26 protein-coding genes and 1 other annotated feature are annotated in these 26,487 nt (G+C 66.6%); of the genes, 16 read left to right on the plus strand and 10 right to left on the minus strand.

The annotated features are described in order from the left end of the window. A partial coding sequence (locus HWN72_RS01700) for a glutathione binding-like protein (RefSeq protein WP_211149632.1) occupies positions 1–327 on the plus strand: 327 nt, incomplete at its 5' end. 42 nt (positions 328–369) lie between these two features. On the opposite strand, the gene HWN72_RS01705 is transcribed toward HWN72_RS01700, so the two are convergent. Both HWN72_RS01705 and HWN72_RS01710 read right to left on the minus strand, forming a co-directional pair. Beyond that, positions 370–2,130 (minus strand): bifunctional UDP-sugar hydrolase/5'-nucleotidase, encoded by a 1,761-nt coding sequence (locus HWN72_RS01705; RefSeq protein ID WP_211149633.1) that lies wholly within the window; start codon positions 2,128–2,130, stop codon positions 370–372. A gap of 68 nt (positions 2,131–2,198) precedes the next feature. Next, on the minus strand, positions 2,199–2,600 hold the full coding sequence (locus HWN72_RS01710; RefSeq protein ID WP_008829333.1) for a metallopeptidase family protein: 402 nt from the start codon (positions 2,598–2,600) through the stop codon (positions 2,199–2,201). A 224-nt stretch (positions 2,601–2,824) separates the two neighbouring features. Here HWN72_RS01710 and nagZ point away from each other — a divergent pair, with 224 nt between their 5' ends. The 6 genes from nagZ to tatC all read left to right on the plus strand — a co-directional run bounded on the left by nagZ (position 2,825) and on the right by tatC (position 6,905). Continuing rightward, positions 2,825–3,835 (plus strand): beta-N-acetylhexosaminidase, encoded by a 1,011-nt coding sequence (nagZ, locus tag HWN72_RS01715; RefSeq protein ID WP_211149634.1) that lies wholly within the window; start codon positions 2,825–2,827, stop codon positions 3,833–3,835. A gap of 1 nt (position 3,836) precedes the next feature. Further along, entirely contained in the window at positions 3,837–4,640 is an 804-nt protein-coding gene (locus HWN72_RS01720; RefSeq protein ID WP_211149635.1) for a ScpA family protein, read from the plus strand. Further along, entirely contained in the window at positions 4,637–5,266 is a 630-nt protein-coding gene (scpB, locus tag HWN72_RS01725; protein WP_069708939.1) for an SMC-Scp complex subunit ScpB, read from the plus strand. Before HWN72_RS01720 ends, scpB begins: the two co-directional genes overlap by 4 nt. Before the next feature lie 109 nt (positions 5,267–5,375). Continuing rightward, complete coding sequence (locus HWN72_RS01730) at positions 5,376–5,618, plus strand: twin-arginine translocase TatA/TatE family subunit (protein ID WP_008829337.1); 243 nt, start codon at positions 5,376–5,378, stop codon at positions 5,616–5,618. A gap of 20 nt (positions 5,619–5,638) precedes the next feature. Continuing rightward, positions 5,639–6,052 (plus strand): Sec-independent protein translocase protein TatB, encoded by a 414-nt coding sequence (gene tatB / locus HWN72_RS01735; protein WP_211149636.1) that lies wholly within the window; start codon positions 5,639–5,641, stop codon positions 6,050–6,052. Positions 6,053–6,074: 22 nt separating this feature from the next. Beyond that, positions 6,075–6,905: a twin-arginine translocase subunit TatC gene (tatC, locus tag HWN72_RS01740; RefSeq protein ID WP_008829339.1), complete on the plus strand. Its 831-nt coding sequence runs from the start codon at positions 6,075–6,077 to the stop codon at positions 6,903–6,905. Between the two features lie 80 nt (positions 6,906–6,985). On the opposite strand, the gene HWN72_RS01745 is transcribed toward tatC, so the two are convergent. The 3 genes from HWN72_RS01745 to HWN72_RS01755 form a co-directional block, all read right to left on the minus strand. Beyond that, positions 6,986–7,315, minus strand: a complete 330-nt coding sequence (locus HWN72_RS01745) for a GIY-YIG nuclease family protein (RefSeq protein WP_211149637.1) — start codon at positions 7,313–7,315, stop codon at positions 6,986–6,988. A gap of 267 nt (positions 7,316–7,582) precedes the next feature. After that, entirely contained in the window at positions 7,583–9,274 is a 1,692-nt protein-coding gene (locus HWN72_RS01750; protein WP_211149638.1) for an amidohydrolase, read from the minus strand. Next, entirely contained in the window at positions 9,271–10,206 is a 936-nt protein-coding gene (locus HWN72_RS01755; RefSeq protein WP_069708942.1) for an NAD(P)-dependent oxidoreductase, read from the minus strand. Before HWN72_RS01755 ends, HWN72_RS01750 begins: the two co-directional genes overlap by 4 nt. Before the next feature lie 181 nt (positions 10,207–10,387). Between HWN72_RS01755 and HWN72_RS01760 the strand changes: the two genes are divergently transcribed. The 6 genes from HWN72_RS01760 to HWN72_RS01785 all read left to right on the plus strand — a co-directional run bounded on the left by HWN72_RS01760 (position 10,388) and on the right by HWN72_RS01785 (position 16,352). Continuing rightward, positions 10,388–11,644: a threonine ammonia-lyase gene (locus HWN72_RS01760; RefSeq protein ID WP_008832118.1), complete on the plus strand. Its 1,257-nt coding sequence runs from the start codon at positions 10,388–10,390 to the stop codon at positions 11,642–11,644. A gap of 237 nt (positions 11,645–11,881) precedes the next feature. Continuing rightward, positions 11,882–12,706 carry an arginyltransferase gene (locus HWN72_RS01765; protein WP_211149639.1) on the plus strand — a complete coding sequence of 275 codons (825 nt, stop codon included), beginning with the start codon at positions 11,882–11,884 and terminating at the stop codon, positions 12,704–12,706. Positions 12,707–13,196: 490 nt separating this feature from the next. Next, the gene (locus HWN72_RS01770) at positions 13,197–13,535 is read left to right on the plus strand and encodes a P-II family nitrogen regulator (protein WP_008832116.1); all 339 of its coding nucleotides are present in this window, start codon (positions 13,197–13,199) and stop codon (positions 13,533–13,535) included. A gap of 106 nt (positions 13,536–13,641) precedes the next feature. Next, on the plus strand, positions 13,642–15,051 hold the full coding sequence (glnA, locus tag HWN72_RS01775) for a type I glutamate--ammonia ligase (RefSeq protein WP_008832115.1): 1,410 nt from the start codon (positions 13,642–13,644) through the stop codon (positions 15,049–15,051). Between the two features lie 285 nt (positions 15,052–15,336). After that, positions 15,337–15,969: a lysozyme gene (locus tag HWN72_RS01780; protein WP_211149640.1), complete on the plus strand. Its 633-nt coding sequence runs from the start codon at positions 15,337–15,339 to the stop codon at positions 15,967–15,969. Beyond that, positions 15,966–16,352, plus strand: a complete 387-nt coding sequence (locus HWN72_RS01785; RefSeq protein ID WP_008831606.1) for a DUF1801 domain-containing protein — start codon at positions 15,966–15,968, stop codon at positions 16,350–16,352. Before HWN72_RS01780 ends, HWN72_RS01785 begins: the two co-directional genes overlap by 4 nt. Before the next feature lie 136 nt (positions 16,353–16,488). Here the strand turns inward: HWN72_RS01785 and HWN72_RS01790 are convergent, their stop codons facing one another. The 4 genes from HWN72_RS01790 to HWN72_RS01805 all read right to left on the minus strand — a co-directional run bounded on the left by HWN72_RS01790 (position 16,489) and on the right by HWN72_RS01805 (position 20,928). After that, positions 16,489–17,991: a SulP family inorganic anion transporter gene (locus tag HWN72_RS01790; protein WP_211149641.1), complete on the minus strand. Its 1,503-nt coding sequence runs from the start codon at positions 17,989–17,991 to the stop codon at positions 16,489–16,491. 74 nt (positions 17,992–18,065) lie between these two features. Continuing rightward, positions 18,066–18,121: a sequence feature (sul1 is cis-regulatory element that is thought to sense ions involved in sulfur or methionine metabolism; They are found in Alphaproteobacteria), on the minus strand. An 81-nt stretch (positions 18,122–18,202) separates the two neighbouring features. Then, on the minus strand, positions 18,203–19,126 hold the full coding sequence (gene argC / locus HWN72_RS01795) for an N-acetyl-gamma-glutamyl-phosphate reductase (protein ID WP_211149642.1): 924 nt from the start codon (positions 19,124–19,126) through the stop codon (positions 18,203–18,205). Further along, positions 19,123–19,443: an SH3 domain-containing protein gene (locus HWN72_RS01800; RefSeq protein ID WP_375154508.1), complete on the minus strand. Its 321-nt coding sequence runs from the start codon at positions 19,441–19,443 to the stop codon at positions 19,123–19,125. The genes argC and HWN72_RS01800 overlap by 4 nt, the downstream gene beginning before the upstream one ends. A 102-nt stretch (positions 19,444–19,545) precedes the next feature. Continuing rightward, positions 19,546–20,928, minus strand: a complete 1,383-nt coding sequence (locus HWN72_RS01805) for a M17 family metallopeptidase (protein WP_069708948.1) — start codon at positions 20,926–20,928, stop codon at positions 19,546–19,548. 64 nt (positions 20,929–20,992) lie between these two features. Here HWN72_RS01805 and HWN72_RS01810 point away from each other — a divergent pair, with 64 nt between their 5' ends. From HWN72_RS01810 to HWN72_RS01820, 3 genes are all read left to right on the plus strand, one after another. Continuing rightward, complete coding sequence (locus tag HWN72_RS01810) at positions 20,993–21,805, plus strand: DUF4163 domain-containing protein (protein WP_211149643.1); 813 nt, start codon at positions 20,993–20,995, stop codon at positions 21,803–21,805. Positions 21,806–21,842: 37 nt separating this feature from the next. After that, entirely contained in the window at positions 21,843–22,673 is an 831-nt protein-coding gene (gene map, locus HWN72_RS01815; RefSeq protein WP_008831600.1) for a type I methionyl aminopeptidase, read from the plus strand. A gap of 197 nt (positions 22,674–22,870) precedes the next feature. Next, a complete protein-coding gene (locus HWN72_RS01820; RefSeq protein ID WP_069708949.1) occupies positions 22,871–23,908 on the plus strand; it encodes a hypothetical protein in 1,038 nt (345 codons plus the stop codon). 149 nt (positions 23,909–24,057) lie between these two features. On the opposite strand, the gene HWN72_RS01825 is transcribed toward HWN72_RS01820, so the two are convergent. Next, positions 24,058–26,232: a TonB-dependent siderophore receptor gene (locus HWN72_RS01825; RefSeq protein ID WP_211149644.1), complete on the minus strand. Its 2,175-nt coding sequence runs from the start codon at positions 26,230–26,232 to the stop codon at positions 24,058–24,060. Positions 26,233–26,487 lie beyond the last annotated feature (255 nt).

Below are 26,487 nucleotides of genomic sequence, written 5' to 3' on the forward strand. Positions count from 1 at the left end.
ATGAAGAAACGCCTCGTGTTCCGCCAGGCGCCCGATGCCAAGGCGCTGCGCGAATCGATGAAGCTGGCGCACGACTACCTCGACTACATCGACTACCTGATCGACAACCGGCCCTGGCTTGCCGGTGCGACGATGACGCTGGCGGACCTCGCCGCGGCGGCGCAGCTGTCGGTGGCGGACTATCTCGGCGGCCTCGACTGGTCGAGCCACGAGCAGGCGCGCGGCTGGTATCTGGTGATGAAGTCGCGGCCCTCGTTTCGGCCGCTTTTGTCGGAGCGCATGGAAGTGATCCAGCCGCCCAGCCACTACGCCGAAGTCGATGCTTGATAGATTCCGGTCCCCGCGAAGGCCGCAGGGACCGGGCTTGCATTACTTGTCGAGGCGAACGGTGCGCTCTTCCTTGGGCACCTGACGCACCGGCACGGCGGCGAGCCACTGCTGGAACGCCTCGTTGTCGATCATGCCGCGCGTGATCTCGGTGCCCTGCTTGAAGGTCGCGAAGCCGTCGCCGCCTTCGGCGAGGAAGTTGACCACGGTGACGCGGTACTTCGCGGCAGGGGCGAGCGGCTTGCCGTTCAGCGTCAGCGACACCACGCGGCTGCCCGAGGGACGGCGCATGTCGTACGAGAACTTCAGGCCGGCCGAGGGCGCCAGCGCCTGCTTGTCGCCCGCGTCGTCGAGGCCGTCCTCGATCACCGCGCGGACCTGCGCGCCGGTCAGCGTCATCGTCACCAGCTCGTTGTTGAAGGGCTGCGTCGCGTAGACTTGCCCGAAGGTGACGGTGCCGTCCGGCGCCGGGTCGATCGGGGCGCGGATGCCGAAGGGGTTGGTGAAGGCGATCTGCGCGCCCGCAGCCCGGGTGCCCGCGAGCTGCGAATCGGCAACCAGGTTGCCAAGGTCGCCGCCGCTGGCGCTCTCGCTGCTGCCCTTCGCCGCCGGGCCTGACATCTTGCCGACCGGGCGCTGGATCAGCCCGGCTGCATCCTTCACGTAGCCCGCTACATAATCGGCCACGTCCGCGCGCGGCTGGAACTGCGGGTAGGCGGTGGTATTCGGCACGTCGCCCCGGCCGCTGGTGTAGCCCGGCGACTGGACGATCACGTTGCGGGCCTTCTTGGCGATGACCTTGTGGCTGGCGGGGTCGATGGTGAGGGTGATGTCGGTCACCAGCTTGCCGTAGACGCCCGCGCTGGTCAGCAGGATCGGCGAGCCGTCGCCCGACTGGCCGTACTGGCACACGTACTGCCAGTGCGTGTGGCCCGAGACGACGAGGTCCACGCCGGGGTTCAGCTTGTCGAGGATCGGCTGGATGTCGCCCGCGAAGCCCTCGCACGAATTGGGGTCCTTGGCAGTGGTCTTGCCGCCCTGGTGGATCAGCACGACGACGGCGTCGGCGCCCTCGGCCTTGAGCACGGGAATCGCCTTGTTGATCGCCTCGGCCTCGTCACCGAAGGTCAGTCCCTTGACCATGTCGGGCTGGACGAGCGTGGGGATCGACTTGAGCGACAGGCCGACGAAGCCGATGGTCACTTTGCTCGCGCCCTCACCGAAGGTCTTCAGGCCGGTGGCGGGGAACAGCGTCGTGCCGTCGTCCCTGTAGGTCGCAGCGGCGAGGTACTTGTAGCTGGCGCCCTTGAACTGCTCGAGCTGGCAGGGCTGCAAGCGCGTGTTCTTCTCGCAGCCGCCGTTCTGGAGGCGCTGGAGTTCCTTCCAGCCGCGGTCGAACTCGTGGTTGCCGACCGCGTTGAACTCCAGCCCGATGCGGTTCATCACGCCGACCGCCGGTTCGTCGAGATGAAGCGAGGAGGCCAGTTGTGAGGCGCTGGTGAGGTCGCCCGCCGCGACGACGACGTTGTTCGGGTGTTCGGCCTTGAGCGAATCGACCGCCGATGCCAGCCACGCGCCGCCGCCTGCGGGCACGTTGACCGTCTTGCCATCAGGGCCGGGGGCCTCGACCGACGCCTTGGGCGGCTCCAGCGCGCCGTGGAAGTCGTTGATGGCGATGATGCCCACTTCCACCGGGGTGGCCGCCGTGACGGGCGCTCCCGGGCGGGTTGCCTGCGGTGCAGCGCAGGCAGCGGTGAAAGCGAGAGCGAGGAGCGGCAGAGCGCGTAGACGGGGGGAAGTCATGACCCGGCTCTATCGCACTGCAATATGACGGGCCAAGGGACAATTTCGCCGACGGCCTGTGCGAATTGTCAGCGCACCTGATCCTCCAGCGCATGCATGGCGTCGTCGGACAGGCCGAAATGGTGGCCTACCTCGTGGATCACCACATGCGCGACGAGGTCCTCCAGATCCACCTCGGTCTCGCACCATTCGGCGAGAAGGGGCTGGCGATAGAGCGTGATGCGCGGCGGGAATTCGCCCGAGATCCACACCGAATCGGTATCCATCGACCGGCCGTGATAGAGTCCGGTCAGTTCCCAGGCATCCTCGATGCCCATGGCGCCCAGCGTTTCCTCGTCCGCGAATTCCTCGATGTGGACGGTGATCCCGTCGAGGTGCTGCGCGAACGGCGCAGGAATCCGCGCGAAGGCGGCGTGGGCGAGGCGCTCGAACTCGGCGGCGGAGGGGGGAGGGCCGAACGTGCGGGTCATGGGTGGGGTTGTGGCAGGTATTGGCGCGCAGCGTAAGTCATCGTGCCGGAAATGGCCCGAGGGGGCTTCGACAAGCTCAGCCTGAGCGGGTTTTAGAGCAGGTCTTTAAATCTTTAAATCCCGCTCAGGCTGAGCTTGTCGAAGCCCCTGCCGCATAGCGCCATCCACACCTTCGCCCGCCGTCTTTCTTGCGAAACCGCCGCCATTCTGCGACCAAAACACGCATGGTTCCGGCAATCTTCGGCCTCTCCGGCCTGACCCTCGGCGACGACGAACGCGCCTTCTTCCGCGACGCCGATCCGGCGGGCTACATCCTGTTCGGCCGCAACGTCGAAAGCCGCGCGCAAGTCCGCGCCCTGACCGACGAACTGCGCTCCATCCACGGGCGCGAGCACCTGTTCGTCTGCATCGACCAGGAAGGCGGCCGCGTCGCGCGAATGAAGCCACCGACCTGGAGCGCCTACCCGCCCGGCGAAGCGTTCGACCGGCTCTACGACCTAGCCCCCGCCAGCGCCATCGAGGCGGCGCGGGTGAACGCGCAGGCGCTCGGCCTTGACCTTGCCGAAGTCGGCGTCAGCGTCGACTGCCACCCCTCGCTCGACGTGCGCCAGCCCGGAGCCCACGACGTCATCGGCGACCGCGCGCTGGGCGCCGAGCCGATGCGGGTGGCGGCGCTGGGCCGCGCGATCCTCGACGGTTTCGCGCGATCGGGCGTCGCGGGCTGCATCAAGCACATCCCCGGCCACGGCCGCGCGATGGCGGACAGCCACAAGGAACTGCCCACCGTCACCGCCTCGGCCGAGGAACTGGAACGCGATCTCGCCCCGTTCTGCGCGCTGTCCAAGACGCCGATCGGGATGACCGCGCACGTGCGCTACACCGCGTGGGATGCCGAGAACCCTGGCACCCTCTCGCCTTTCGTGATTGGTGAGATCATCCGCAAGACCATCGGTTTTTCGGGTCTGCTGCTGACCGACGATCTCGATATGCAGGCCCTTTCCGGCAGCGTGCCGGAACTGGCGGCGCAGGCGATCGCGGCGGGCTGCGACATCGCGCTCAACTGCTGGGCGAAGATGGACGACATGGTCGGCATCGCCAAGGCCCTGCCGGTCATGGCCGAGGAAACCGCCGCCCGTCTCGACCATGCGCTGGCCGGAACCGGCCCCGCGACAGCGGCCGATCACGCCGAACTGCTGGCGAAGCGCGACGCCCTGCTGGCGCTGCGGGCGGCCTGACGTGGCCAGTAATCCCGGCCTCTTCGACGACTGGGACGGCGAGGACCGCCAGGGCGCTCAGGCCGATAAGCTGTACCTCGAGATCGACGGCTGGGAAGGGCCGCTCGACCTGCTGCTCGACCTCGCGCGGCGGCAGAAGGTAGATCTGCTGCGCATCTCGATCCTCGAACTGGTCGATGCCTACCTGACGTACATCGAGGAGGCCGAGGCGCTGCGGCTGGAACTGGCGGCGGATTACCTCGTGATGGCGGCGTGGCTGGCTTATCTGAAGTCCGCGCTGCTGCTGCCGCGCGACGAGCAGGAGGACCCGAGCCCCGAGGAAATGGCCCTGCGCCTGCAGATGCGCCTGCAGCGCCTGGGTGCGATGCGCGAGGCTGCGGCGCGGCTGATGGGGCGCGACCGGCTGGGCCGCGATGTGTTCGAACGGGGGGCTCCGGAGGGCCTGCGCGTCGATCGCAAGTCTCGCTGGCAGGTCGAGTGGTTCGACCTCGTAAGAGCTTACGGCGACGTGAAAATCCGCTCACAGCCGGTAGTGCACATGGTGCGCGAGCGGATGGTGATGACGCTCGACACCGCGATCGCCCGGGTCGCCTCGATGCTCGGCGTGGCGATCGACTGGATGGAACTGCGCGACTTCCTTCCGGCAGCGCATGGTAGCTGGGAAAGCCCGCAATTGCGCCGTTCCGCGCTGGCTTCGAGCTTCGTCGCGGCGCTCGAACTGGCCCGTACCGGCAAGGCCGAACTGGCGCAGGACGAGACGTATGGCCCCGTGCGCCTAAGGGCACTCAAAGGCACTCAAACGTGACACAAGACGTCCAAAGCGCCCCCGACGATGTCCTTCGCGCCGTCGAGGCGACCCTCTTCGCCTCCACCGAACCGCTTACCGCGGATCAGGTCGCGCTCCACCTCGGTTTCGGCGAGAAGGGCGGCGAGGTCCGCCCTGCGCTCGCCGATCTGCAGCGCCACTACGAGCGACGCGGCATCCACCTCGTCGAGCGCGGCGGGCGCTGGCATTTCGAGACCGCGCCCGACCTTGCCCACTTGCTCCGCCGCGAGAAGGAGGACGTGCGCCGCCTCAGCCGCGCCGCCACCGAGGTGCTGGCGATCGTCGCCTACCACGAGCCCGTCAGCCGCGCCGAGATCGAGGCCATTCGCGGCGTCCAGACCGCCAAGGGTACGCTCGACGTGCTGATGGAGGCGGGCTGGGTGCGCGTCGCCGGTCGCCGCGAGGTGCCGGGGCGGCCGGTGATCTACGCGACGACGCCCGCGTTCCTCGACCACTTCGGGCTGGGCTCGCTGAAGGAACTGCCGGGCATCGACGAATTGCGCGCGGCGGGCCTGCTCGACCCGGTTGACGAGGACATGATCGAGACGGCGCTGGGCAGCAAGAATCCTCGCATACCGGACAACGCGGATTCCGAAGATGACTGACGTGCGACCGGTGAAGGACATAACCATGACGGGCTGGCAACTTGGCATCAAAGCGCCTACATGCCCCCTATGACCGGTCGGAATCGACCGCGCTTTTGGAGTTGAGGTTATGGGTAGCTTCTCGATCTGGCACTGGCTGATCGTTCTCGTGATCGTGCTCGTGCTGTTCGGACGCGGCCGCGTTTCGGAAATCATGGGTGACTTCGGCAAGGGCATCAAGAGCTTCAAGGACGGCATGAACGAGGAAGAGGCCAAGAAGGCCCAGGAAGCCTCGGCTCCCGCCGCCCAGATCTCGTCGCAGAAGGCCGATCCGGCGCCGACCGCGACCGAAGTGAAGAACGAACAGGCCTGAGCGCTCGGGGCTGATCGGGGATGTTCGACGTCGGTGCATCCGAACTGTTGATGATCGTCATCGTGGCGGTCGTCGTCATCGGTCCCAAGGACATGCCGATGGCGCTGCGCACGGCTGGCCGCTGGATCGGCAAGATGCGCAAGATGTCGAACCATTTCCGGTCCGGCATCGACGCCATGGTGCGCGAGGCCGAACTGGAGGAAATGGAGCGCAAGTGGCGCGAGCAGAACGAGGCCATCATGAAGGCGAGCCCGCAGCTCCCCTCGATGAATCCTACTGCCGACGACATGCAGGCGCCCGCCGTTTCGGAACCTGCCCTTTCGCAGCCTGAACCTGCGGTATCGCCCGCTGCCGATGACGCGCCCGAGAAATCCGCAGAGGTGAAGACCGAAAACCGGCAGGCCGAGCTGCACCTGCCTCCCCCGCCGCCCTGATCCGTGGCTTGAGGCAGAAACCATGCAGCCCTTCCGCATTTCCGATATCGACGACACCCAGGCGCCGCTGCTCGATCATCTGATCGAGCTTCGGGGCCGTCTGCTGCGCGCCTTCATGGCTTTCGCGCTGGCCTTCGCGGTGTGCTTCTACTTCGCGGGCGACATCTTTGCCTTCCTTGTCCGCCCGCTGACCGAGGCGTTCCCGCCCGGGCAAGGCAAGCTGATCTACACCAAGCTCTACGAGGCGTTCTTCGTCGAGGTGAAGATCGCGATGTTCGCGGCCTTCTTCGTCAGCTTCCCGGTGATCGCCAACCAGATCTGGCAGTTCGTTGCGCCGGGCCTCTACGCCAAGGAAAAGAAGGCGTTCCTGCCGTTCCTGATCGCGACGCCGGTATTGTTCACGATGGGCGCGGCGCTGGCCTATTACGTGGTGATGCCCACCGCGTTCCACTTCTTCCTCACGTTCGAGGGACAGAAGGGCGGCCTCAAGCTGGAGGCGCTGCCCGGCACGGGCGATTACCTCGCGCTGGTGATGCAGTTCATCCTGGCGTTCGGGATCAGCTTCCTGCTGCCGGTGCTGCTGATGCTGCTCAACCGGGCGGGCATGGTGACGCGCGCGCAGTGCGTGGGCGCGCGGCGCTATGCGATCGTCGGTATCTTCATCGTCGCCGCCGTGGCGACCCCGCCCGACGTCGTCTCGCAGCTGCTGCTGGCGGTGCCGCTGCTGCTGCTGTTCGAGGGCACGCTGGTGCTGATGTGGTTCACCGAACGCCGTGACGCCAAGGACCGCGCGCGCGAGGAAAAAGCCGTCGAGGAAGCGGCCAAGGCTGCCGGACACGCTGCGGCGGAGTGAGGGCTGCTAAGGTCCGGCGTTGCGCGGGGGCTTCGACAGGCTCAGCCTGAGGGGGGTTGGGATTTTTACACTACCCCCGCTCACCCTGAGCTTGTCGAAGCCCCCGGCGGAAAGGCTGTACGCTCGCGGGCTTTCCCATTTCGCGCAAGTTCGCTGACCAGCGACCAGTTACCCGCGATCATCGCCTCCTTCTTGGCGCGGCTCCAGCCCTTGAGCTTGCGTTCTGCGGCGAAGGCATCGTCGCGGGTCTGGAAATCCTGCGCCCAGAGGAATGTCACGGGCAGGCGGCTTGCTGTGTATCCGCCGAGCGCACCGGCCCGGTGCTGCGCGATGCGGCGTTCGAGGTCATCGGTGTGGCCCACGTAATACGATCCGTCGCGGCAGCGCAGGATGTATGTGTGGAACGCCATGGGCTGAGGGTCTGGCGTTGCGGGCGGGCTTCGACAAGCTCAGCCTGAGCGGGTCGAGGTTAAAACTCGGCAAGGGGCGCCAATGTAAGAACCAACCTCTCTACTCCGTTCAGCATGAGCGGAGCGCGGGTCAACCGGGCGAAGGGAATTGTCCCGCTGTCCTCTCCACCCCGCTCAGCCTGAGCTTGTCGAAGGCCCCAACGCTGGGCGCGAAGTTCCCATGCTTCGACAGGCTCAGCATGAGCGGTGTAAGGTGAAGCAGCGTGCCTACCGCCGCACCCCCGCCTTGCCGCCGTCCTGCGCGGCCGACCATGCCAGCCGCCCGCCGATCCACGTTTCCAGCACATGCGTGCCGCGCAAAGCCTGCGGGGCGGCGGTCATCGGGTCTTCGTCCACGAACAGGAAGTCCGCGCGCATGCCCGGCGCAATGCGGCCGAGGCGGTCCTCGGCGAACAGCGAGTACGCTGCGCCGGTGGTGTAGGCGCCCAGCGCCGCCTCGCGGGTCAGGATCTCCTGCGGCTGCCAGCCGCCCATGGGCTGGCCGTCGGCGCCGGTGCGGCTGATCGCCACCGCGAGGCCCTCGAAGGGATGCGCGGGCTCGACCGGGGTGTCGGAGCCGAAGGCCAGCTTCGCACCCGCCGCCGCGATCGACTTCCATGCATAGGCGCCCGCCAGCCGCTGCGGGCCGAGGCGCGCCTCGGCCATGACGCGGTCGGAGGCTTCGTGCTGCGGCTGCATGCTGGCGATCACGCCGTTGCGGCCGAAGCGCGGGATGTCGGCGGGGTCGACGATCTGGGCATGCTCGATGCGCCAGCGGCGATCACCCTTGTAGGTCTGCGACAGTTCCTCGATCGAATCGAGCACGGTGGCGTTGGCCTCATCGCCGATGGCGTGGACCGCGACCTGGAAGCCGTCCATCGCCGCGCGGCTCATCAGGTTGCCGAGCTGGGTCTGGCTCATCTGCGGCAGGCCCTTGGTGGCGGCATCGTCGGCATAAGGCGCCTTGAGCCACGCCCCGCGCGAACCCAGCGCGCCATCGAGGTAGAGCTTCACGCCGTTCATCTTGAGCCGGTCGTCGTCGATCCACGGTGTCGGGCCGGGGCCGCCGATCAGCGTCATCGCTTCGATCCCGCCCGCATAGGCGACCACGCGCATGCGCAGCTGGTGCTTGTCGGAGGCGCGGCGGAAGGTCTGCCAGTCCTCGATCGAGGTGCCCATGTCCGCCACGGTGGTGACGCCCGCGGCAAGGAACTGCAGCTGCGCTTCGCCGAAAGCGGTGTCGGCATCCTCGGGGCGAGGCTTGGGGCGCTTCTTCTCGACGAGCGCGGTGGCGGCGTCGACCAGCACGCCCGCCGGGGCCTTCGACCCCGCGACGCGCAGCACTTCGCCGCCTGCCGGATCGGCGGTGCTGGCGGTCACGCCCGCAGCGGCCAGCGCGGCGGAGTTGGCCCAGCCCGCGTGCCCGTCGATGCGGGTGAGCCAGGCGGGCTTGCCGCCGGTCACCGTGTCGAGTTCGGCGGCGGTCGGCATGCGGTCCAGCCCCCAGCTCGCCTGGTTCCAGCCGCCGCCGAGGATCCACGGCGCTTCGGGATGCGCGGCGGTCCATGCGGCGATGCGCGAGAGGGCCTCGTCGAGCGACTTCGCCATCGACAGGTCCAGCGTCATCTTCGCGAAGCCGGTGGCCATGACGTGCCCGTGCGCGTCGATCATGCCGGGCACGACGATGCGGCCCTTGCCGTCGACCTTGTAGTCCACCTTCTTGGGTCGCTTGTCGCCCTTGTGGAAGACTTGCGCGATCTTGCCCTGGGGGTTGATCAGGAAGCCCTCGAAGCGCTCCACGCCGCCCTTGCCGTCAGGGGTGACGCCCTCGACGTTGTCCACCAGCACGTCGGCCAGCGCCGGAGTTGCCAGCACCGTACCCGAAAGCAGCGTGGCCGCTGCCGCAATCCATGACTTCACGATTTACCCTTCTGGGGGAGCCGCTTGATGATGGCGCTCGTATCGAGCCGCCCGCCGCCCGTGGCCTGCACGTCGGAGAAGAACTGATCGACCAGCGCCGCCACCGGCAGCGAGACGCCCAGGCCCCGGCCTTCCTCAAGGCTGAGGCCCAGATCCTTGCGCATCCAGTCGATCGCGAGGCCGAAGTCGAATTCGCCCGCGTCCATGGTCTTCCAGCGGTTGTCCATCTGCCACGACTGCGCGGCGCCGCCCGAAATCGCCTCGTAGACTTTGTCCATGTCGAGGTGCGAGGCCTGCGCGAAACGCACCGCCTCTGCCAAAGCCGCGACGTTGCCAGCGATGCAGATCTGATTGGCCATCTTGGCGATCTGGCCCGAACCCGCCTTGCCAACGTGGACGATGCGGCTGGAGTAGCTCTCCATGATCGGCCGTGCGGCTTCGAGCGCATCGTCGCGCCCGCCGCACATCAGGGTGAGGGTGCCGTTCTCCGCGCCGATCTGCGATCCGGTCATCGGCGCGTCGACGCAGTGGATCTTGAGGTCGCGCGCCTCGACCGAGATCTGGCGGGCGATGCGCGCCGAGACGGTGGTGTGGTCGATGAAGGTGCCGCCGCGCTTGAGCATGCGGAACACCCCGTTGGGGCCGAGCACGACGTCGGCAAGGTCGTCGTCGTTGCCGACGCAGGTGATCACCACATCAGCGTCCTGCGCCGCGTGGGCCGGGTTGGCGGCGATGCGGTGGGCGAGGCCGGGGTTGGCGTCGCGCCACTTGCGTGCGCGCTCGGGCGTGCGGTTGTAGATCGTCAGTTCGTGCCCGGCCTGCGCGATGTGGCGCGCGATCGCGCCGCCCATGGTGCCGAGGCCGATCATCGAGACCTTGCGCGGGGGTACGGCCGGGGCGGCGGGGGCTTCGGAGGCGGTCTCTTCGGTCATGGCCCGTTCTTAGCGCCTTTTGGCCAAAAGCAAACCGCCATGGGAGGCCCTTCGACAGGCTCAGGATGAGCGGGGGTAATGCAAACCTTCCAAATCCGCCCAGGCTGAGCCTGTCGAAGCCCCCGCGTGCGGGCACGACGTCCTTTCCATCCGCTGCCGTTTCCGGTAGGCGCGCGGGTCTATGGACCAGACTTTGCTCAACATCGCTCCCGCGGGCCTCGAAGACGCCCCGCTGACCGCAGCCGACGTACGCGCGGCGGCGGAGCGAATTTCGGGCAAGGTCGTGCGCACGCCGACGCTCTACAGTTCCACGCTGAGCGCGATCACCGGCGCCGAAATCTGGCTCAAGTTCGAGAACCTGCAGTTCACCGCCGCCTACAAGGAGCGCGGCGCGCTCAACGCGCTGCTGCTGCTGACCGAGGAGCAGAAGGCGCGCGGCGTCATCGCCGCCTCGGCCGGCAACCATGCGCAGGGCCTGAGCTACCACGGCACGCGCCTTGGCGTGCCCGTCACCATCGTCATGCCCAAGACCACGCCGACGGTGAAGGTCATGCAGACCGAGAGCGTGGGTGGCAAGGTCGTGCTGGAGGGCGAGAGCTTCGACGAGGCCTATGCCCACGCGCGCAAGCTGGAGGGGCAGCTGGGCCTCACCTTCGTCCACCCGTTCGACGAGCCCAATGTCGCGGCCGGGCAGGGCACCGTGGCGCTGGAAATGCTGGAGGACGTGCCGGAACTCGACACGCTGGTGCTGCCGGTCGGCGGCGGCGGCCTGTCCACCGGCATGGGCACCGTGGCGCGGGACATCAATCCGGGCATCCGCCTGATCGGCGTCGAGGCACAACTCTACCCCTCGATGTACAACCTGCTCAAGGGCACCAGCCTGCCGATCGGCGGCGACACGCTGGCCGAGGGCATCGCGGTGATCGCGCCGGGCCTGATGACCTCCAAGGTGCTGCGCTCGCTGCTCGACGAATTCCTGCTGGTCGGCGAATCGCAGATCGAGAGCGCGCTGGCGCTGCTGCTGCAGATCGAGAAGACGCTGGTGGAAGGCGCGGGCGCCGTGGGCCTTGCCGCCGTGATCAACAACCGCGAGCTGTTCGTCGGCCGCAAGGTCGGCCTCGTGCTGTCGGGTGGAAACATCGATACCCGCCTGCTGGCGAACGTGCTGCTGCGCGATCTCGCACGCTCGGGCCGCCTCGCCCGTCTCAAGATCGGGCTGCAGGACCGCGCGGGCGCGCTGTTCAAGGTCGCCAAGATCTTCCACGAACACAACGTCAACATCATCGAAGTCTTCCACCAGCGTATCTTCACGCACTTGCCCGCCAAGGGTCTCGTCACCGAGATCGAGTGCGAGGCGCGCGACAAGGAGCAGCTGCAGGCGCTGATCGCCGGGCTGCGCCGCGAAGGCTACGAAGTGAAGCTGGTCGAGACAGATTGATTCGAAAGAGGCTGGCTTCGGGCGATATGGAGGTATATCGTTCGAGGTAACGATTACATCGCCCCATCGCCCCGAATTGGTACGGCGATGGGGCGATACCGCCAGTCCGGCGCGATTTCACCGCAGACCGGTCGGTTTTTGTGGTTAAAAGACTCGCAAGGCGCTGCAGCGCTATGCATATTTGGGAAAGCAGACGGACATAAGGCCGGCCGCAACGCTAGAGGAAGATCCAGTTAGGTGACGGCTCCCGTTCGATTTCCCCGCTTCTTCGTGACGAGCCCGGCTCCGTGCCCGTACTTGCCGGGCCGTAGCGAGCGGAAGGTATTCACCGAACTCAAGGGACCGCACGCCGATTCGCTGAACGATGCACTGGGCCGCATCGGTTTTCGCCGCAGCCAGACCGTCGCCTATCGCCCCTCCTGCAACGCCTGCGTCTCCGTGCGGGTCGTGGCGTCCGAATTCCGCGCCTCGCGCACGCAGAAGCGCACGCTTGAGGCGCATTCGGATCTCGTCGCCACCGTCTGCCGCCCCTGGTCCACCAGCGAGCAGTTCGAACTGCTCCAGCGCTATCTCGCCGCGCGTCACCCCGAAGGCGGCATGACGACGATGGACGAAGTCGACTTCGCCGACATGGTGGAGCACACGCCGGTCACCAGCTATGTCATCGAATACCGCGAGCCGTCGATGGACGGCGTCGTGCCCGGTCGCCTCGTCGGCGCCTGCCTGACCGACCGCCAGTGCGACGGGCTGTCGATGATCTACTCGTTCTACGACCCCGAAAGCGCGCGGCAGGGGCTGGGCAACTACATCATCCTCGACCACATCCGCCGTTCGCAGGAGATGGGGCTTGGTTTCGTCTACCTCGGCTACTGGGTCGAGGGTTCGGCGAGGATGCAGTACAAGGTGCGCTATCGCCCGATGGAAAAGCTCGGCCGCGCCGGGTGGGAACGCATCGACACCGCCGAACACGACCGCCTGATCGCCGCCGCCGTCGCCAGCCCCCGCCGCGACGATGCCGCCACCGGCCCCAAGGACGGGATGCCCTCCGTCACCAAGGGGTGAGGTCGGAGGTTATGTGGCGGGCAATCGCCGGTCATGCCCGTTTTGGAAACCTGATGGCGTCGTGGTCGGACAAACCTGACTGAACTCACTTCGTCATTGCGAGCGAAGCGAAGCAACCCAGGGCGGCGTAGTGCTGCCCTGGGTTGCTTCGCTTCGCTCGCAATGACAGGCTGGGTTTCATGTCAAAGTGGGTCGCTCTTCCGGGCGGGCCAAGGGCGCTGCCCTGTTTGTGCTGGTGCACAATATTCAGGCACCACTTGCCTGAATATTGAACACAACATTTCCCAAATCCGGCGCATCATATGCGACAGATTGTTTACTGACCGGGTAAATCACCCAAATGCGGTCTTTTCGCAGGCGCACACTCGGCCTATCAGTAGCGCCACCGCATTGGCACGATTCTTGATGGGAATCGCGCGCGAGGCTTCTGGTTCCCGGACCGGTTCCCTCAAGATACAGTCCGGGTGCAAGTGCAGGGGTCCAGGCAGGCGTGAAGAAAATCGAAGCCATCATCAAGCCGTTCAAGCTCGACGAAGTGAAGGAAGCGCTGCACGAAGTCGGCGTCTCGGGCATCACCGTCACCGAAGCCAAGGGCTTCGGGCGCCAGAAGGGCCACACCGAACTTTATCGCGGCGCCGAATACGTCGTGGATTTCCTCCCCAAGGTTAAGCTCGAGGTCGTCGTGCCCGACGCTCTGGCCGAGCGCGTGGTGGAGGCGATCGCCGACGCCGCGCAGACCGGCCGCATCGGCGACGGCAAGATCTTCGTCGTCCCCGTCGAGACCGCCGTGCGCATCCGCACCGGCGAGCGCGACGACGACGCGCTCTAAAGATCGCAGAAATCGGGCTGCGACGGTGGGGGCCGTCGCATTCCCGCAACAAGACCAACCCTATCCTCTTTCGGGATCGGAAGAGTAACGCTGGAGAACCAAGAAAATGGCTAGTGCAAAGGACGTCCTCAAGAAGATCAAGGACGAGGAGATCGAGTGGGTCGATCTTCGCTTCACGGACCCCAAGGGCAAGTGGCAGCACCTGACCATGGTTTCGACCGTCCTCGGCGAGGATGAGCTGGAAGATGGCCTGATGTTCGACGGTTCGTCGATCGAGGGCTGGAAGGCCATCAACGAGTCGGACATGATCCTCAAGCCCGACCTCGACGCGGTCTACACCGATCCGTTCTCGGCCACCCCGATGCTGATCCTGTTCTGCGACATCGTCGAGCCCTCGACCGGTGAACTCTACGCCCGCGACCCGCGCTCGACCGCGAAGCGTGCGGAATCGTTCGTCAAGTCGGCCGGCTTCGGCGACACCGTGTTCGTCGGCCCCGAGGCCGAGTTCTTCATGTTCGACGACGTGAAGTTCTACGACGGCTACGACGGCAACGGCTTCAAGATCGACGACATCGAACTGCCGGGCAACACCAACAAGGAATACGACACCGGCAACCTGGGCCACCGCCCGCGTGCCAAGGGTGGCTACTTCCCGGTCGCCCCGGTCGACTCGGCCGTGGACATCCGCGCCGAGATGGTCACCACCATGCTCGAAATGGGCCTGCCCTGCGACAAGCACCACCACGAAGTGGCAGCTGCCCAGCACGAACTCGGCCTGACCTTCGGCAAGCTGGTCACCACCGCCGACCGCATGCAGATCTACAAGTACGTCGTGCACATGGTCGCACAGGCTTACGGCAAGACCGCAACGTTCATGCCCAAGCCGATCATGAAGGACAACGGATCGGGCATGCACACGCATATCTCGATCTGGAACGAGGGTGAGAACACCTTCGCCGGCAACGGCTACGCCGGCCTGTCGGAGACCTGCCTGTACTTCATCGGCGGCGTCATCAAGCACGCCAAGGCCCTGAACGCCTTCACCAACCCGACCACCAACAGCTACAAGCGCCTGGTCCCGGGTTACGAAGCACCGGTTCTGCTCGCTTACTCGGCGCGCAACCGCTCGGCCTCGTGCCGCATCCCCTACGGTGCGGGCACCAAGGCGAAGCGCGTGGAATTCCGCTTCCCCGACGCGATGGCCAACCCCTACCTGTGCTACGCTTCGCTCCTGATGGCCGGCCTCGACGGCATCAAGAACAAGATCCACCCGGGCGAAGCCATGGACAAGAACCTGTACGATCTGCCGCCGGCCGAACTCGCCGAAGTGCCGACCGTCTGCGGTTCGCTGCGCGAAGCTCTGGACGCCCTCCAGGCCGACCACGCCTTCCTTCTCGAAGGCGGCGTGTTCACCGAGGACCAGATCGAAGCCTACCTCGAACTCAAGTGGCCGGAAGTGCTGCGCTGGGAAACCACGCCGTCGGCCGTCGAGTTCGACATGTACTACAGCGCCTGATCCATCCGATCAGCGCTGGCGACCAGTTCGCCGAGAGGGGGCGTCCGGAGCAATCCGGGCGCCCCTTTCGCGTTCCGGGGCTAATGACAATTCCGGATAGCGCCGCTCCTCCTCAAGAATCCGCTTTCCTACAGCACCGACGTGGATGTACCTCATGCGTACCCCGCAAGAGACGGGACCGTATCTGGCGGCGTTTCCGCCGTATTCACACTTATTCGGGCGCGCGAAGTGTAGTTGTTCTGCACGCGATACTGCGTGCGCCGTCTGTAGCGAAAGGGCACGTACATGAATCGCAAGCCGATCTTTGATGCCGTCCGCAAGATGCTGGACCGTTCGTTCACACAGGCCGAAGTCAACGCGTTGGACAAGGCGATCGACCTTTCCACCGGCGGCCTGACCGCCAGTCTCGCCCCCGAGCCGGTTTCAAGCCCCGCAACCGCTGTCGCGGCGACGGGGCGCGTGCTGGGCGCCGCCGGGGCCAAGCTCATCAAGAAGTGGGAGGGCTGCGCCAAACGCCAGGCCAACGGCACCTTCGCGGCCTATCCCGACCCCGGCAGCGTCGACGGCAAGCCCTGGACGATCGGCTGGGGCTCGACCGGCCCGGACGTCAGGAAGGGCGTCGTCTGGACGCAGGCGCAGTGCGATGCGCGTTTCGACGTCGACATGGTCGATTACGTGAAGGAAGTGGCCGCCTTCATCGGCTCTGCCGCGACCTCGCAGAACCAGTTCGACGCGCTCGTCTCGTTCCATTACAACACCGGCAAGATTACGAGTTCGTCGCTGGGCAAGCTGCACAAGGCGGGTGACTTCGCCGGGGCGCAGGCCCAGTTCGGCAAATGGATCTACAACGACGGCAAGCCGATGACCGGCCTCAAGAACCGGCGCGCGGACGAAGCGAAACTCTACGGGACAGCATGACCGACACGAAAACCCCCGCTCAGTTGATCGACGAACGCATTGCCGAACTCGGCGACTGGCGCGGGGAGGCGCTGGCAAGAGTGCGGGCCGTCGTCCACGCCGCGCTGCCCGAGGTGGTCGAGGAATGGAAATGGCGCGGCGTGCCCACGTGGTACGCGGGCGGCGGCATCGTCTGCACCGGGGAGTCCTACAAGGCGGCGGTCAAGCTGACGTTCGCCAAGGGCGCCTCGGTGCCTGACCCGGCGGGCCTGTTCAACGCCAGCCTCGAGGGCAACGTGCGCCGCGCCATCGACATTCATGAAGGTGACGCGATCGACGAGGCGGCGCTTTCGGCGTTGCTGCGCGACGCCGCCGCGTTGAACGGGGTTAAGAAGAAGCGCTGACAGCGTCCCTGCGAGGGGACTTCGACCGGCTGTGCCCGACCCTTCGACAAGCTCAGGGTGAGCGGGGAATGGGTAAACCTCTCAAACCCGGTCAGGCTGGAGCTTGTCGAAGCCCCCTCGGGACAAGCGGTAAGGTTCAGCCCGGCACCGCGCCCGTCTCCACGCCGGTCCTGTCGTGGAGGGCGAAGCGGTCGACGATGTCCGCGCTCGCCCGGTTGTAGCCGACCACCTCGACGCTGCGGCCGTCGCGCTGCAGCCGCTCGACCACCTTGTCCAGCGCGCCCACGCCCGAGATGTCCCAGAAGTGCGCGGCCGAGACGTCGATCACGATGTGCCCGGCCGCCGCCTCTTCCTGCGCCTCGTCCTGGAAGGCGCGGATGAAGCGGTCCACCGAGGCGAAGAAGATCTGGCCCGAGACGCGGTAGGTGGCGATGCCGTTTTCTTCGCCGCGCTCCACCGCGAACATGCGCTGGACTTTGCCTGCGAAGAATACGCCGGACAGCAGCACCCCCGCCAGCACGCCGAGCGAAAGGTCGCGCGTCGCCACGACGACGCCGACGGTCACCAGCATCACCACCGATGAGGTCGGCGGATGGCGCCTGAGGTTCGCGATCGAGGCCCAGCTGAAGGTGCCGATCGAAACCATCACCATGACCGCGACCAGTGCAGGCATCGGCACCCGGCCGACCCACGGTCCGAGCACCGCCAGCAGGAACAGCAGGAACGCGCCCGCGACGAACGTGGAGAGCCTCCCGCGCCCGCCCGAGGTCACGTTGATCACCGACTGGCCGATCATCGCGCAGCCGCCCATGCCGCCGAAGAGGGCCGCCACCACGTTGGCGCCGCCCTGGCCGACGCACTCCGCGCGCTTGTCGCTGTCGGTCTGGGTCATGTCGTCGACGATCTGCGCGGTCAGCAGCGATTCGAGCAGGCCCACCGCCGCCATCGTCAGCGCGTAGGGGGCGATTATCCGCAGCGTCTCGAAAGTCAGCGGCACATGGGGCAGGGCGAAGCTGGGCAGGCCGTCGGGCAGCTTGCCCATGTCGGCCACGGTATTGACCGGCAGGCCGATGCCGATCGAGATCGCCGTCAGCACCAGGATCGCCACCAGCGGCGAAGGCACGGCCCTGGTGACGCGCGGGAACAGGTAGATGATCGCGAGACCGCCCGCGACCATGGCATAGGTCTGCCAGCCCACGTTGGTCAGTTGCGGCAACTGCGCCATGAAGATCAGGATGGCCAGCGCGTTGACGAACCCAGTGATGACCGAGCGCGAGACGAACTGCATCACGAGGTCGAGCCGCAGCAGTCCGGCGATGGCCTGGAAGACACCCATCAGGATGGTCGCGGCGAAGAGGTACTCGACGCCGTGGTCGCGCACCAGCGGGCCGACCAGAACGGCGACGGAAGCCGTCGCGGCCGAGATCATCGCCGAGCGTCCGCCGACGAGGGCGATGACGATCGCGATGGCGACCGAGGCATAGAGCCCGACGCGCGGGTCCACCCCGGCGATGATCGAAAAGCCGATCGCCTCGGGGATCAGCGCGAGGGCGACGACGATGCCGGCGAGGACGTCGCGGCGCGCGGTCGCGAAGTCGCTGAACCACTGCCGGGCGTAGCGGGTGAGTTTGTCTGACATGGAAATTCCACAACAAGGCACGATGGCAGGACCACGGGCGCCAAATGGGCGCCGAGGTTTCAGGTCATGTGTGATGTTGTCCGGCGGATCGGCGGCCGGAATAGCCACCCGGAATTGCACCGGGTCCTTGCGATTGCTGCCCTGTTAGAGCAGCGGGCCATCAGTTTGCAAGGCTTGAGTGCCCTCCCCATGTCGGGGAGGGCAGGGTCCATCAAAGGCGCAGGCCCGCCGTCTCGTCGAGACCGGCCATGATGTTGAGGTTCTGCACCGCAGCCCCGCTCGCGCCCTTGCCGAGGTTGTCGAGGATCGCGACGAGGCGCGCCTGCGCGCCGTCCTCCGCCCCCAGAACGCGCAGGGTAAGGGTATCGATGGGCTCCATCGAGGCGCGCAGCAGCAGTTCGTCGGGCTGGTCTGCCTCGACCTTCACGATCGTGCTGCCCGCGTAGAACTCGGCCAGCGCGGCGCGCAGGTCGTCGGGCGATCCGGCTTGCGGCATCATCGAGAGGTGCAGCGGCACTTCGACGAGCATGCCGCGATGGGCGGGCACCACGGCGGGGGCGAAGATCGGATCGTGGCCGATGCCCGTCTGCGCCTTCATCTCGGGCACGTGCTTGTGGCCGAGGGCCAGGCCGTAGGCGCGGAAGGCGATGTCGGTGTTGTCCTCGAAGCGCGCGATCAGCGCCTTGCCGCCGCCCGAATAGCCCGAGACGGCGTGACACACGTAGGGCCAGTCGGCAGGAAGCAGACGGCTGCGGACCAGCGGGGCGACGAGGGCGATGAAGCCGGTGGGGTAGCAGCCGGGATTGCTGACGAAACGGGCCTGCGCGACCGTGTCATGGCCGACGATCTCGGGAAAACCGTAAGTCCAGCCCGCCGCGACGCGGTGGGCGGAGGAGGCGTCGATCACGCGGGTACGCGCGTTGGCGATCATGCCGACGGCGGCCTTGGCGGCATCGTCGGGCAGGCACAGGATCACGACGTCGGCGTCGTTCAGCGCCTCGGCCCGCGCGGCATCATCCTTGCGCCTGTCATCGCTGAGCATGATCAGCGAGAACTCGCTGCGCCCGGCGAGCCGGTCGGCGATTTCGAGGCCGGTGGTGCCCGCTGCACCGTCGATGAAGACGTTGGTGGTCATGCCGCTTCCAGATCCGAGAGAGCCACATAGCCGACCGCGCCGTCCTCGCCGAGCTGGCCCCAGGACCACTTGCCCGCGATGTCCAGCACGTTGAAGGTTTCCCCCGCAGGCAGGTCGGCGATGACTTCCGCATCGTCGCGGCCGAAGACGCGCAGGATTGCGCCGGACTTGAGCGCGCGCGGCATCGGCACGGCATAGTGCGGCACGAAGTAGCGGCCCGCCAGCTTGATGTGGGCAAGGTCGCCGCGCACGGGCAGGCAGCCGGGATCGGCGCTCACGCTGGGGCCGGTCATGGCCAGCATTTTCTGGGACCCCATGCCGTCCGTCTGGTCAGGGCGAGTATACGAATCCACAGATGCCAACGCGGGTGCGTCTCCAAAGTCAAAGATGGGCGCGCCTACCCGAGACACGGGATTCTTTCAAGCATAGCGCGCTTTCAGCATGTGCCATGCCGCGCGCAGGCCGAGCGCTTCGCCGCCCTTCGGACGGCCCGCCTTCGCGGTGGGGCGCCAGGCGAAGGTGTCGAAGTGCGCCCATTCCACGCCCTTGGGGACGAAGCGGTCGAGGAACAGCGCCGCCGTGCTCGCGCCCGCGAAGCCGCTGGACCCGGCGTTGTTGATGTCGGCGACGTCGGACTTGAGGTACTCGCGGTAGCCTTCGTGCAGGGGGAGGCGCCAGCACGGGTCGTCCACCGTCTTGCCCGCCGCGAGCAGGGCGTCGGCCGTCGCATCCTCGCGGGTGAAGAGGGCGGGGAGGTCGGGGCCGACCGCGACGCGGGCTGCTCCTGTCAGAGTGGCGAAGTCGATGATGAATTCAGGGCCCGCCTCACCCGCGCGGGTGAGCGCATCGCCCAGGATCAGGCGGCCTTCGGCGTCGGTGTTGCCGATCTCGACGGTGATCCCGGCACGGCTGCGCAGGACGTCGCCAGGGCGGAAGCTGTTGCCCGAGATCGCATTCTCCACCGCCGGGACCAGCACGTGCAGGCGCACCGGGAGGTTGGCGCTCATGATCAGGCGGGCGAGGGCGAGGGCGTGGGCCGCGCCGCCCATGTCCTTCTTCATCAGCAGCATGCCCGCGGAGGGCTTCACGTCGAGGCCGCCCGAATCGAAGCAGACACCTTTGCCCACCACGGCGATGCGCGGGTTCTTCGGGTCGCCCCATTCCAGTTCGATCATGCGCGGCGCGTGGCTGCGGCCCGCGGCGCGGCCGACCGCGTGGACCATCGGGAAGTCGCGCTCCAGCACCTCGCCGCGCGTGACGCGGATCTCGGCGCGGAAGGCCTTGTGCAGCGCTTCGGCCTCGGCCTCCAGCTGGGCAGGGCCCATGTCTTCGGCCGGGGTGTTGACGAGGTCGCGCACCAGCATGACCGCCTCGGCCTCGGCAGTGAGAGCGGCGATCTGCGCGGGTTCGCCGGTCAGGAGCAGGCGCGGGCCGTGGTCCTCGGCGTCGGCCTTGTAGCGGTCGAAGCTGTACTGGCCGAGAATCCAGCCGAAGATCGCCGCGCCCGGCTCGCCGCCAGCACGGCGGTATGTCCCGGCGGGCAGTTTCTCGGCGAGTTTCGCCATGCACCAGCCGCCGAGCGTTCCGGCGTCGGCCACGCCTGCGGCCACGCTCCAGCCGTCGCCCTCGGGGAGAATGACGTATTCCCCGGCACTTGCGTCGAAGCGGGCGGCCTCCAGCACGGCGCGCTGGGGAACGGTGAGGCCTTTCGTGAATTTCTCCAGTCCGTCCTTGTCGACGAGATGGATGGAGACGGCCTGCTGGCCGCGATCGGGCTGGATCAATGCGTTCTTGTCGCTCATGGCCTGATTCTCTAGCCTCCACCCGAGCCTGAGTGCGAGAGGAATTTTGATGCGATACTCCGGTATGGTTGTTGTTCTGGCCTTTGCCGTCGCTGCGTGCAGTGGATCGGGCGACAGCGATCCACAGCCGAGCGCCACGGCGGTTGCCAGCGAAGAGGCGCTGCCGATGGCCTCCACCGAAGCGCCCTCGGAAGCGCCCGCCGTGAAGGGGCGCTCGGAAAAGGAGGAGAACGACCTTTACGAGTTCGGCTATTCCTATCCCGACGCGGCGGCGGCGCTACCCGGCCTGCGGGCGATGCTCGACCGGAAGCTGGACGATACCAAGGGCGAACTGGTCTCCTCCGCACGCAGCGACAAGGCGGAGATGACCAAGGACGGCTTCCCCTATCACGCGCATTCGATGCAGGTGGACTGGAAGGTGGTCACCGACTTGCCGGGCTGGCTGTCGCTGTCCTCGGAGATGTACCAGTACAGCGGCGGCGCGCACGGCATGAGCGGGTTCGATACCCTGCTGTGGGATCGCGGCGCCGACACGGCGCGCAAGCCGATGGACCTGTTCACCAGCCAGGACGCGCTGCGTGATGCCTTGCGCACGCCGTTCTGCGACGGGCTCGACAAGGCCCGCGCGGGCAAGCGGGGCGAGCCGGTTCAGCGTGACAGCGGGCAGATGTTCACCGAATGCATCGACCCGACCGCGCAGACGCTGATCCTGGGTTCGACCAACCGCAAGACCTTCGATCGCATCGGCGTACTCGTCGCGCCCTACGAGGCGGGGCCTTACGCGGAAGGCAGCTATGAAGTGACGGTGCCGGTGACGGGCAAGGTGATGGCCGCGCTCAAGCCGCAGTATCGCTCGGCCTTCTCGGTGAAACCCTGATCTCGCAATTTCACCCCGGATGCGCTATCTGGGGCGGATGACCGAATACCAGATCGTAGAGCCCGGCCAGGAAGCGCTGCTGCGCGACGGCACCATCAAGCTGCATGGCCCCGACGGCTTCGAGGGCATGCGCCGCGCCGGCGCGCTCGCCGCGAAGATCCTCGACGAAATCGCGCCGATGGTGCAGCCGGGCGTCTCCACCGCCGAGATCGACGACAAGGTGCGCGAACTGACCCTCGCGGGCGGGGCGGTCCCGGCGACGCTGGGCTATCGGGGCTATGCGCATTCGTGCTGCATCTCGATCAACCACGTCGTCTGCCATGGCATCCCGTCGGAAAAGACGCTCAAGGACGGCGACATCGTCAACATCGACGTCACCCCGCTGCTGGACGGCTGGCACGGCGACACCAGCCGCATGTACCTGGTCGGCGACGTGCCGCTGAAGGCGCGCCGTCTGGTCGACGTGACGTACGAGTGCCTGATGATCGGCATCGAGCAGGCGAAGCCCGGCAACCGCGTGGGTGACATCGGCGCTGCCATCCAGGCTTATGCCGAGGCGAACCGCTACGGCGTCGTGCGCGAGTTCTGCGGCCATGGCCTCGGCCGCCTGTTCCATGACGCGCCCGAAGTGGTCCATGCCGGTCGCCCCGGCACCGGCCCGCTGCTCAAGCCGGGCATGTTCATGACCATCGAGCCGATGATCAACCTCGGCAAGCCGCCGGTGAAGCTGCTGAACGACGGCTGGACGGCGGTGACCCGCGACAAGTCGCTCTCGGCGCAGTTCGAGCACTCGATCGGCATCACCGAGGACGGTTGCGAGATCTTCACCACCAGCCCCAAGGGGCTGCACAAGCCGCCTTACGCCTGACGTTGTCCCGGACTTGATCCGGGACCGCAGGCCATGAACGGCTTACCTTGCTGCGCGTGCCCGCGAGCTATCGCCTCAAGATTTGCCAGCGGTCCCGGATCAAGTCCGGGATGACGAGGTATCGCCCCGGCGCGGGCCTCGTGGATGACCCGGCGCGTATGGCGTGACAGTCTCCCTCGAAACGAGGAGGGAGAGTGATGGTGGCTGACCTGTCGGGCGGTATCCCGGTCGAGCGCGAATTCGTCGTGGCCGAAAAGCCCGACGACGGCATCCGCGATGCGGTCAACGTGTGGATCGAAGAAGAGAACGGCCTCTTCGCCATGCGCGTGGGCGTCGAGGCGGTCGGCGCGCAGTGGGACCGGCACGAACTGTGGCTCGACATCGCCTTCGCCGACGGGCGCCTGTGGTCGCGGCGCGGCGCGGGCGAGCCGCATTCCCCCTACGACGCTCAAGGCAGGCCCTCGGTGCGCGGGACTGGCCCGGTACGCTTCGAATGCGCGGAGCCGTTTCGCCGCTGGACGGCTGCCTTCGATGGGCCGGTGGCGCGGACCAGCGCGCAGGAAATCCTCGACAACCCCGATTTCGCCGAAACCGCGTGGAGCAAGGTCGCCTTCACCGTCGACATGGAGATGGCCGCGATCCCTTGGGAGCCGGGCACGATCCTGCCCGAAGCAGCCGAGGCGCTCGGCGGCAAGCAGGGCGACTACATGAGCCCGCGCTACGAGCAGCTGTTCCGCTGCAGCGGCACCCTCGTCATTGATGGCGAGGAGCGCGCGTTTCGCGGCAATGGCCTGCGCATCCGCCGAACGGGTTTCCGCGCCTTCGCGGGATTCTGGGGGCATTGCTGGCAGTCCGCCGTGTTCCCGGACGGCCGCGCGTTCGGGTTCAATTCCTACCCTGTGCGCGAGGGTGAGCCGCCGAGCTACTCGGAAGGCTGGATCATCGAGGACGGGGTGCGCACCGGCGCGCGGCCGGTGGTGATCCCCTGGCTGCGGCGGCTGGTGACCGGCGGCGAGGACGTGTCCTGCGTGCTGGAGACGGTGGACGGGCGCCGGGTGAAGATTGCGGGGCGGACTTTCGCCAATACCCGCTCTCGCGGCGGGCATGTGCTGCCGCCGGACTGGCCCAAAGACTGGCCGATCGTCCAGCAGGCGCACGCGGTTTATACGTGGGATGGTAAGCGCGCGACGGGCATGATCGAACGGTCGAGCAAGCCCAGCGTAATGGAGTTGTAGTGGGGAAGGCGCACCTCCGTCCCTCCCCTCCCGCAAGCGGGAGGGGAGAAGCATAGCCCTCCCGCTTGCGGGAGGGCCGCGAGACTTGGCAGCTTGCTGCCTAATCGCAGCGGGGTGGGCGCCTGCTCCCGATCAGAAATAGGCCCCGATCAGAACTTGTAGTTCGCGCTGATCGTGAAGTTGCGCGGCGCGCCGTAGCGGTACTGGCTGAACGAACCGATCTGGCTATAATACTTCTTGTCGAACAGGTTCTCCAGGTTGCCCTGGATCTGCAGTGCCTCGCTGACGTTGTAGCGCGTCATCAGGCTGACCAGCGTGTACCCGCCCTGCTGGAAGCGGAAGGCCGCGCCGGTGTAGGGGTTGAGCCCGTCGGTGTAGGCCTTGGAGCGGTAGTTCACGCCGCCGCCCACGGTCAGGCCGTCCAGCAGGCCGGAAAGATCATAGGTGGTGAAGATCTTCAACAGCTTGCGCGGCTGGTCGGAGTTGGCGATCACGCCGTTCGCATCCTCGGCCTTGAACTGGCTGTAGCTTGCGTTGAGGTTCCAGCCCGGCATCGGCTCGCCGGTGGCCTCGATCTCGAAGCCCTTGCTGGTGACCCCCTGCGCGGCGCGGTACGGCTGGATCGGGGTGCTGCCTTCGACCGGAATCGGCGCGCCGTCGGTGATGCCCACGTTGTCCTGCTCGATGCGGAACAGCGCGATCGAGGTCTGCAGCGCGTTGCCGAAGAAGTTGCTCTTCAGGCCGATCTCGTAGGCATTGCCGTTGAGCGGGTCGAGCAGGTTCAGGTCGCGATCGCGCAAGTTCTGCGGCTGGAAGATCTTGGTGTAGCTGGCGTAGATGCGGTGGTTCGACGCCACGTCGAAGAGCGCGCCGACGTAGGGGATGAACACGTTGTCATCGCCGTAGTCGCTGGTGCCGCTCCAGGCGAAGCCCTTCTGGCTCCAGCTGGAGATACGGCCGCCGACGATCACCTTGAGCGGATCGGCGATGTTCATGCGCAGTGCGCCGTAGTAGCCGGTCTGCTCGATGCGCTCCTGTTCGTTGCGCACGGCGGTGGTGCCCCAGACGGGCTCGGGGAAGGGCAGGCCCTTCTGGCCGATGAGCGGCGTGTTGGTGGCCCACGAATTCAGCCCGGTGCCCCAGGCCGGATTGTTCTCCGTGTAAGGCGCGACATAGTTGTCGGTGTGGCGCTTCAGGACGCTGTGCAGCGCGCCGAGGACGATCTCGTGGTCGCGGCCGAACAGGTTGAATTCACCCTTCAACTGCGCGTCGAAGCTGTTCTGGACGCTGAGACCCTTGGACTTGTACGGGTTGCTCGACTCGATCGTGCCGGTTGCCTTGTCGACGCCGCCGTACATGTAGAGCAGCTGGGTATCGCCGGTGTTCTTCAGGCGGTTGTAGTTGACCGTCAGGTTCCAGTTGTCACCGAAGCCCTGGCGCACGGTGGCGTAGATGTTCTGGTTGGTGCTGTTCCAGTAGGTCCAGTTCGCCGCCGTGGTCTGCGAGCGCGGCAGGTCGGTGGTGGTTCCGTCCGTGTAGAACGTGGGCAGCGAGCCCCAGCTGGCGCCCTTGGGCTTGGTGTCCTGGTGGCTGATGCCCGCGCGGACCAGCGTGGAGTCGGTGAGGTCGGCCTCGACCACGCCGTACAGGACCCACTTCTTGCGGTCCTGGATATCCATGAAATACTCGCCTTCCTCGTAGCGGCCGACGACGCGGGCACGCACGCGGCCGTCCGAGGTCAGCGCGCCGCCCACGTCGGCGGAAAGGCGCCAGGTGTTCCAGCTGCCGATGCTGGCGTTGGCATAGCCGGTCAGTTCGGTGGCGTCGGCATGCTTGCGCACGAGGTTGACCGATGCCGACGGGTCGCCCGCGCCGGAGAGCAGGCCGGTGGCGCCGCGCACGATCTCGACGCGCTCGTAGATCGAGACGTCGATGCTCGTCTCGCCGTTGCCGCCGGCGAGGGTCCATGCGGCAGGGACGCCATCGACCTGGGTGTTGCGGATCTCGAAGCCACGCGCGAAGAACGAGTTGCGCACGTCGTCGACTTCGCTGACGGCGACGCCCACGCCGTTCACGATCACGTCCTTAACGCTGATCAGGTTCTGATCGAGGATGCGCTGCGCGGTCACGATCGAGACCGACTGCGGCGTTTCCTGAACCGACAGGCCGAGGCCGGTGGCGGTGTCGATCTTGTTCTGGATCGTGTACTTGCCGGTGACGACGATCTGGTCGCCATCGGTTTCCTCACCTGCGGTCTGGGCCACGGCGGGAGCGGCGACCAGGACGCCTGCACACCCCAACATGAGAGCGAACTTGAACTTCATTTGGTAATCCCCCTGCTTGCGGATTTCACGCACTCGTTTGCAGGCGCCGCTAACGGGAATGAGTATCATTCGCAATAGCAATATTGCGCGGCAATTTCATTTGGTCGCAAATGCGGCAATGCGGCAGCGCGACAAATTCGTAATTCCGGGGACGTGTGGCGTGTTTGATCGTCATTCCCGCGAAGGCAGAAACTCAACTGCGCGCGACCGTACGCCGTCAGGAGATCGATCCATGCCATCGCGGGCATGACGATC

This window comes from Novosphingobium sp. HR1a (assembly GCF_015594425.1).
In the GTDB taxonomy this organism is placed as follows: domain Bacteria; phylum Pseudomonadota; class Alphaproteobacteria; order Sphingomonadales; family Sphingomonadaceae; genus Novosphingobium; species Novosphingobium resinovorum_A.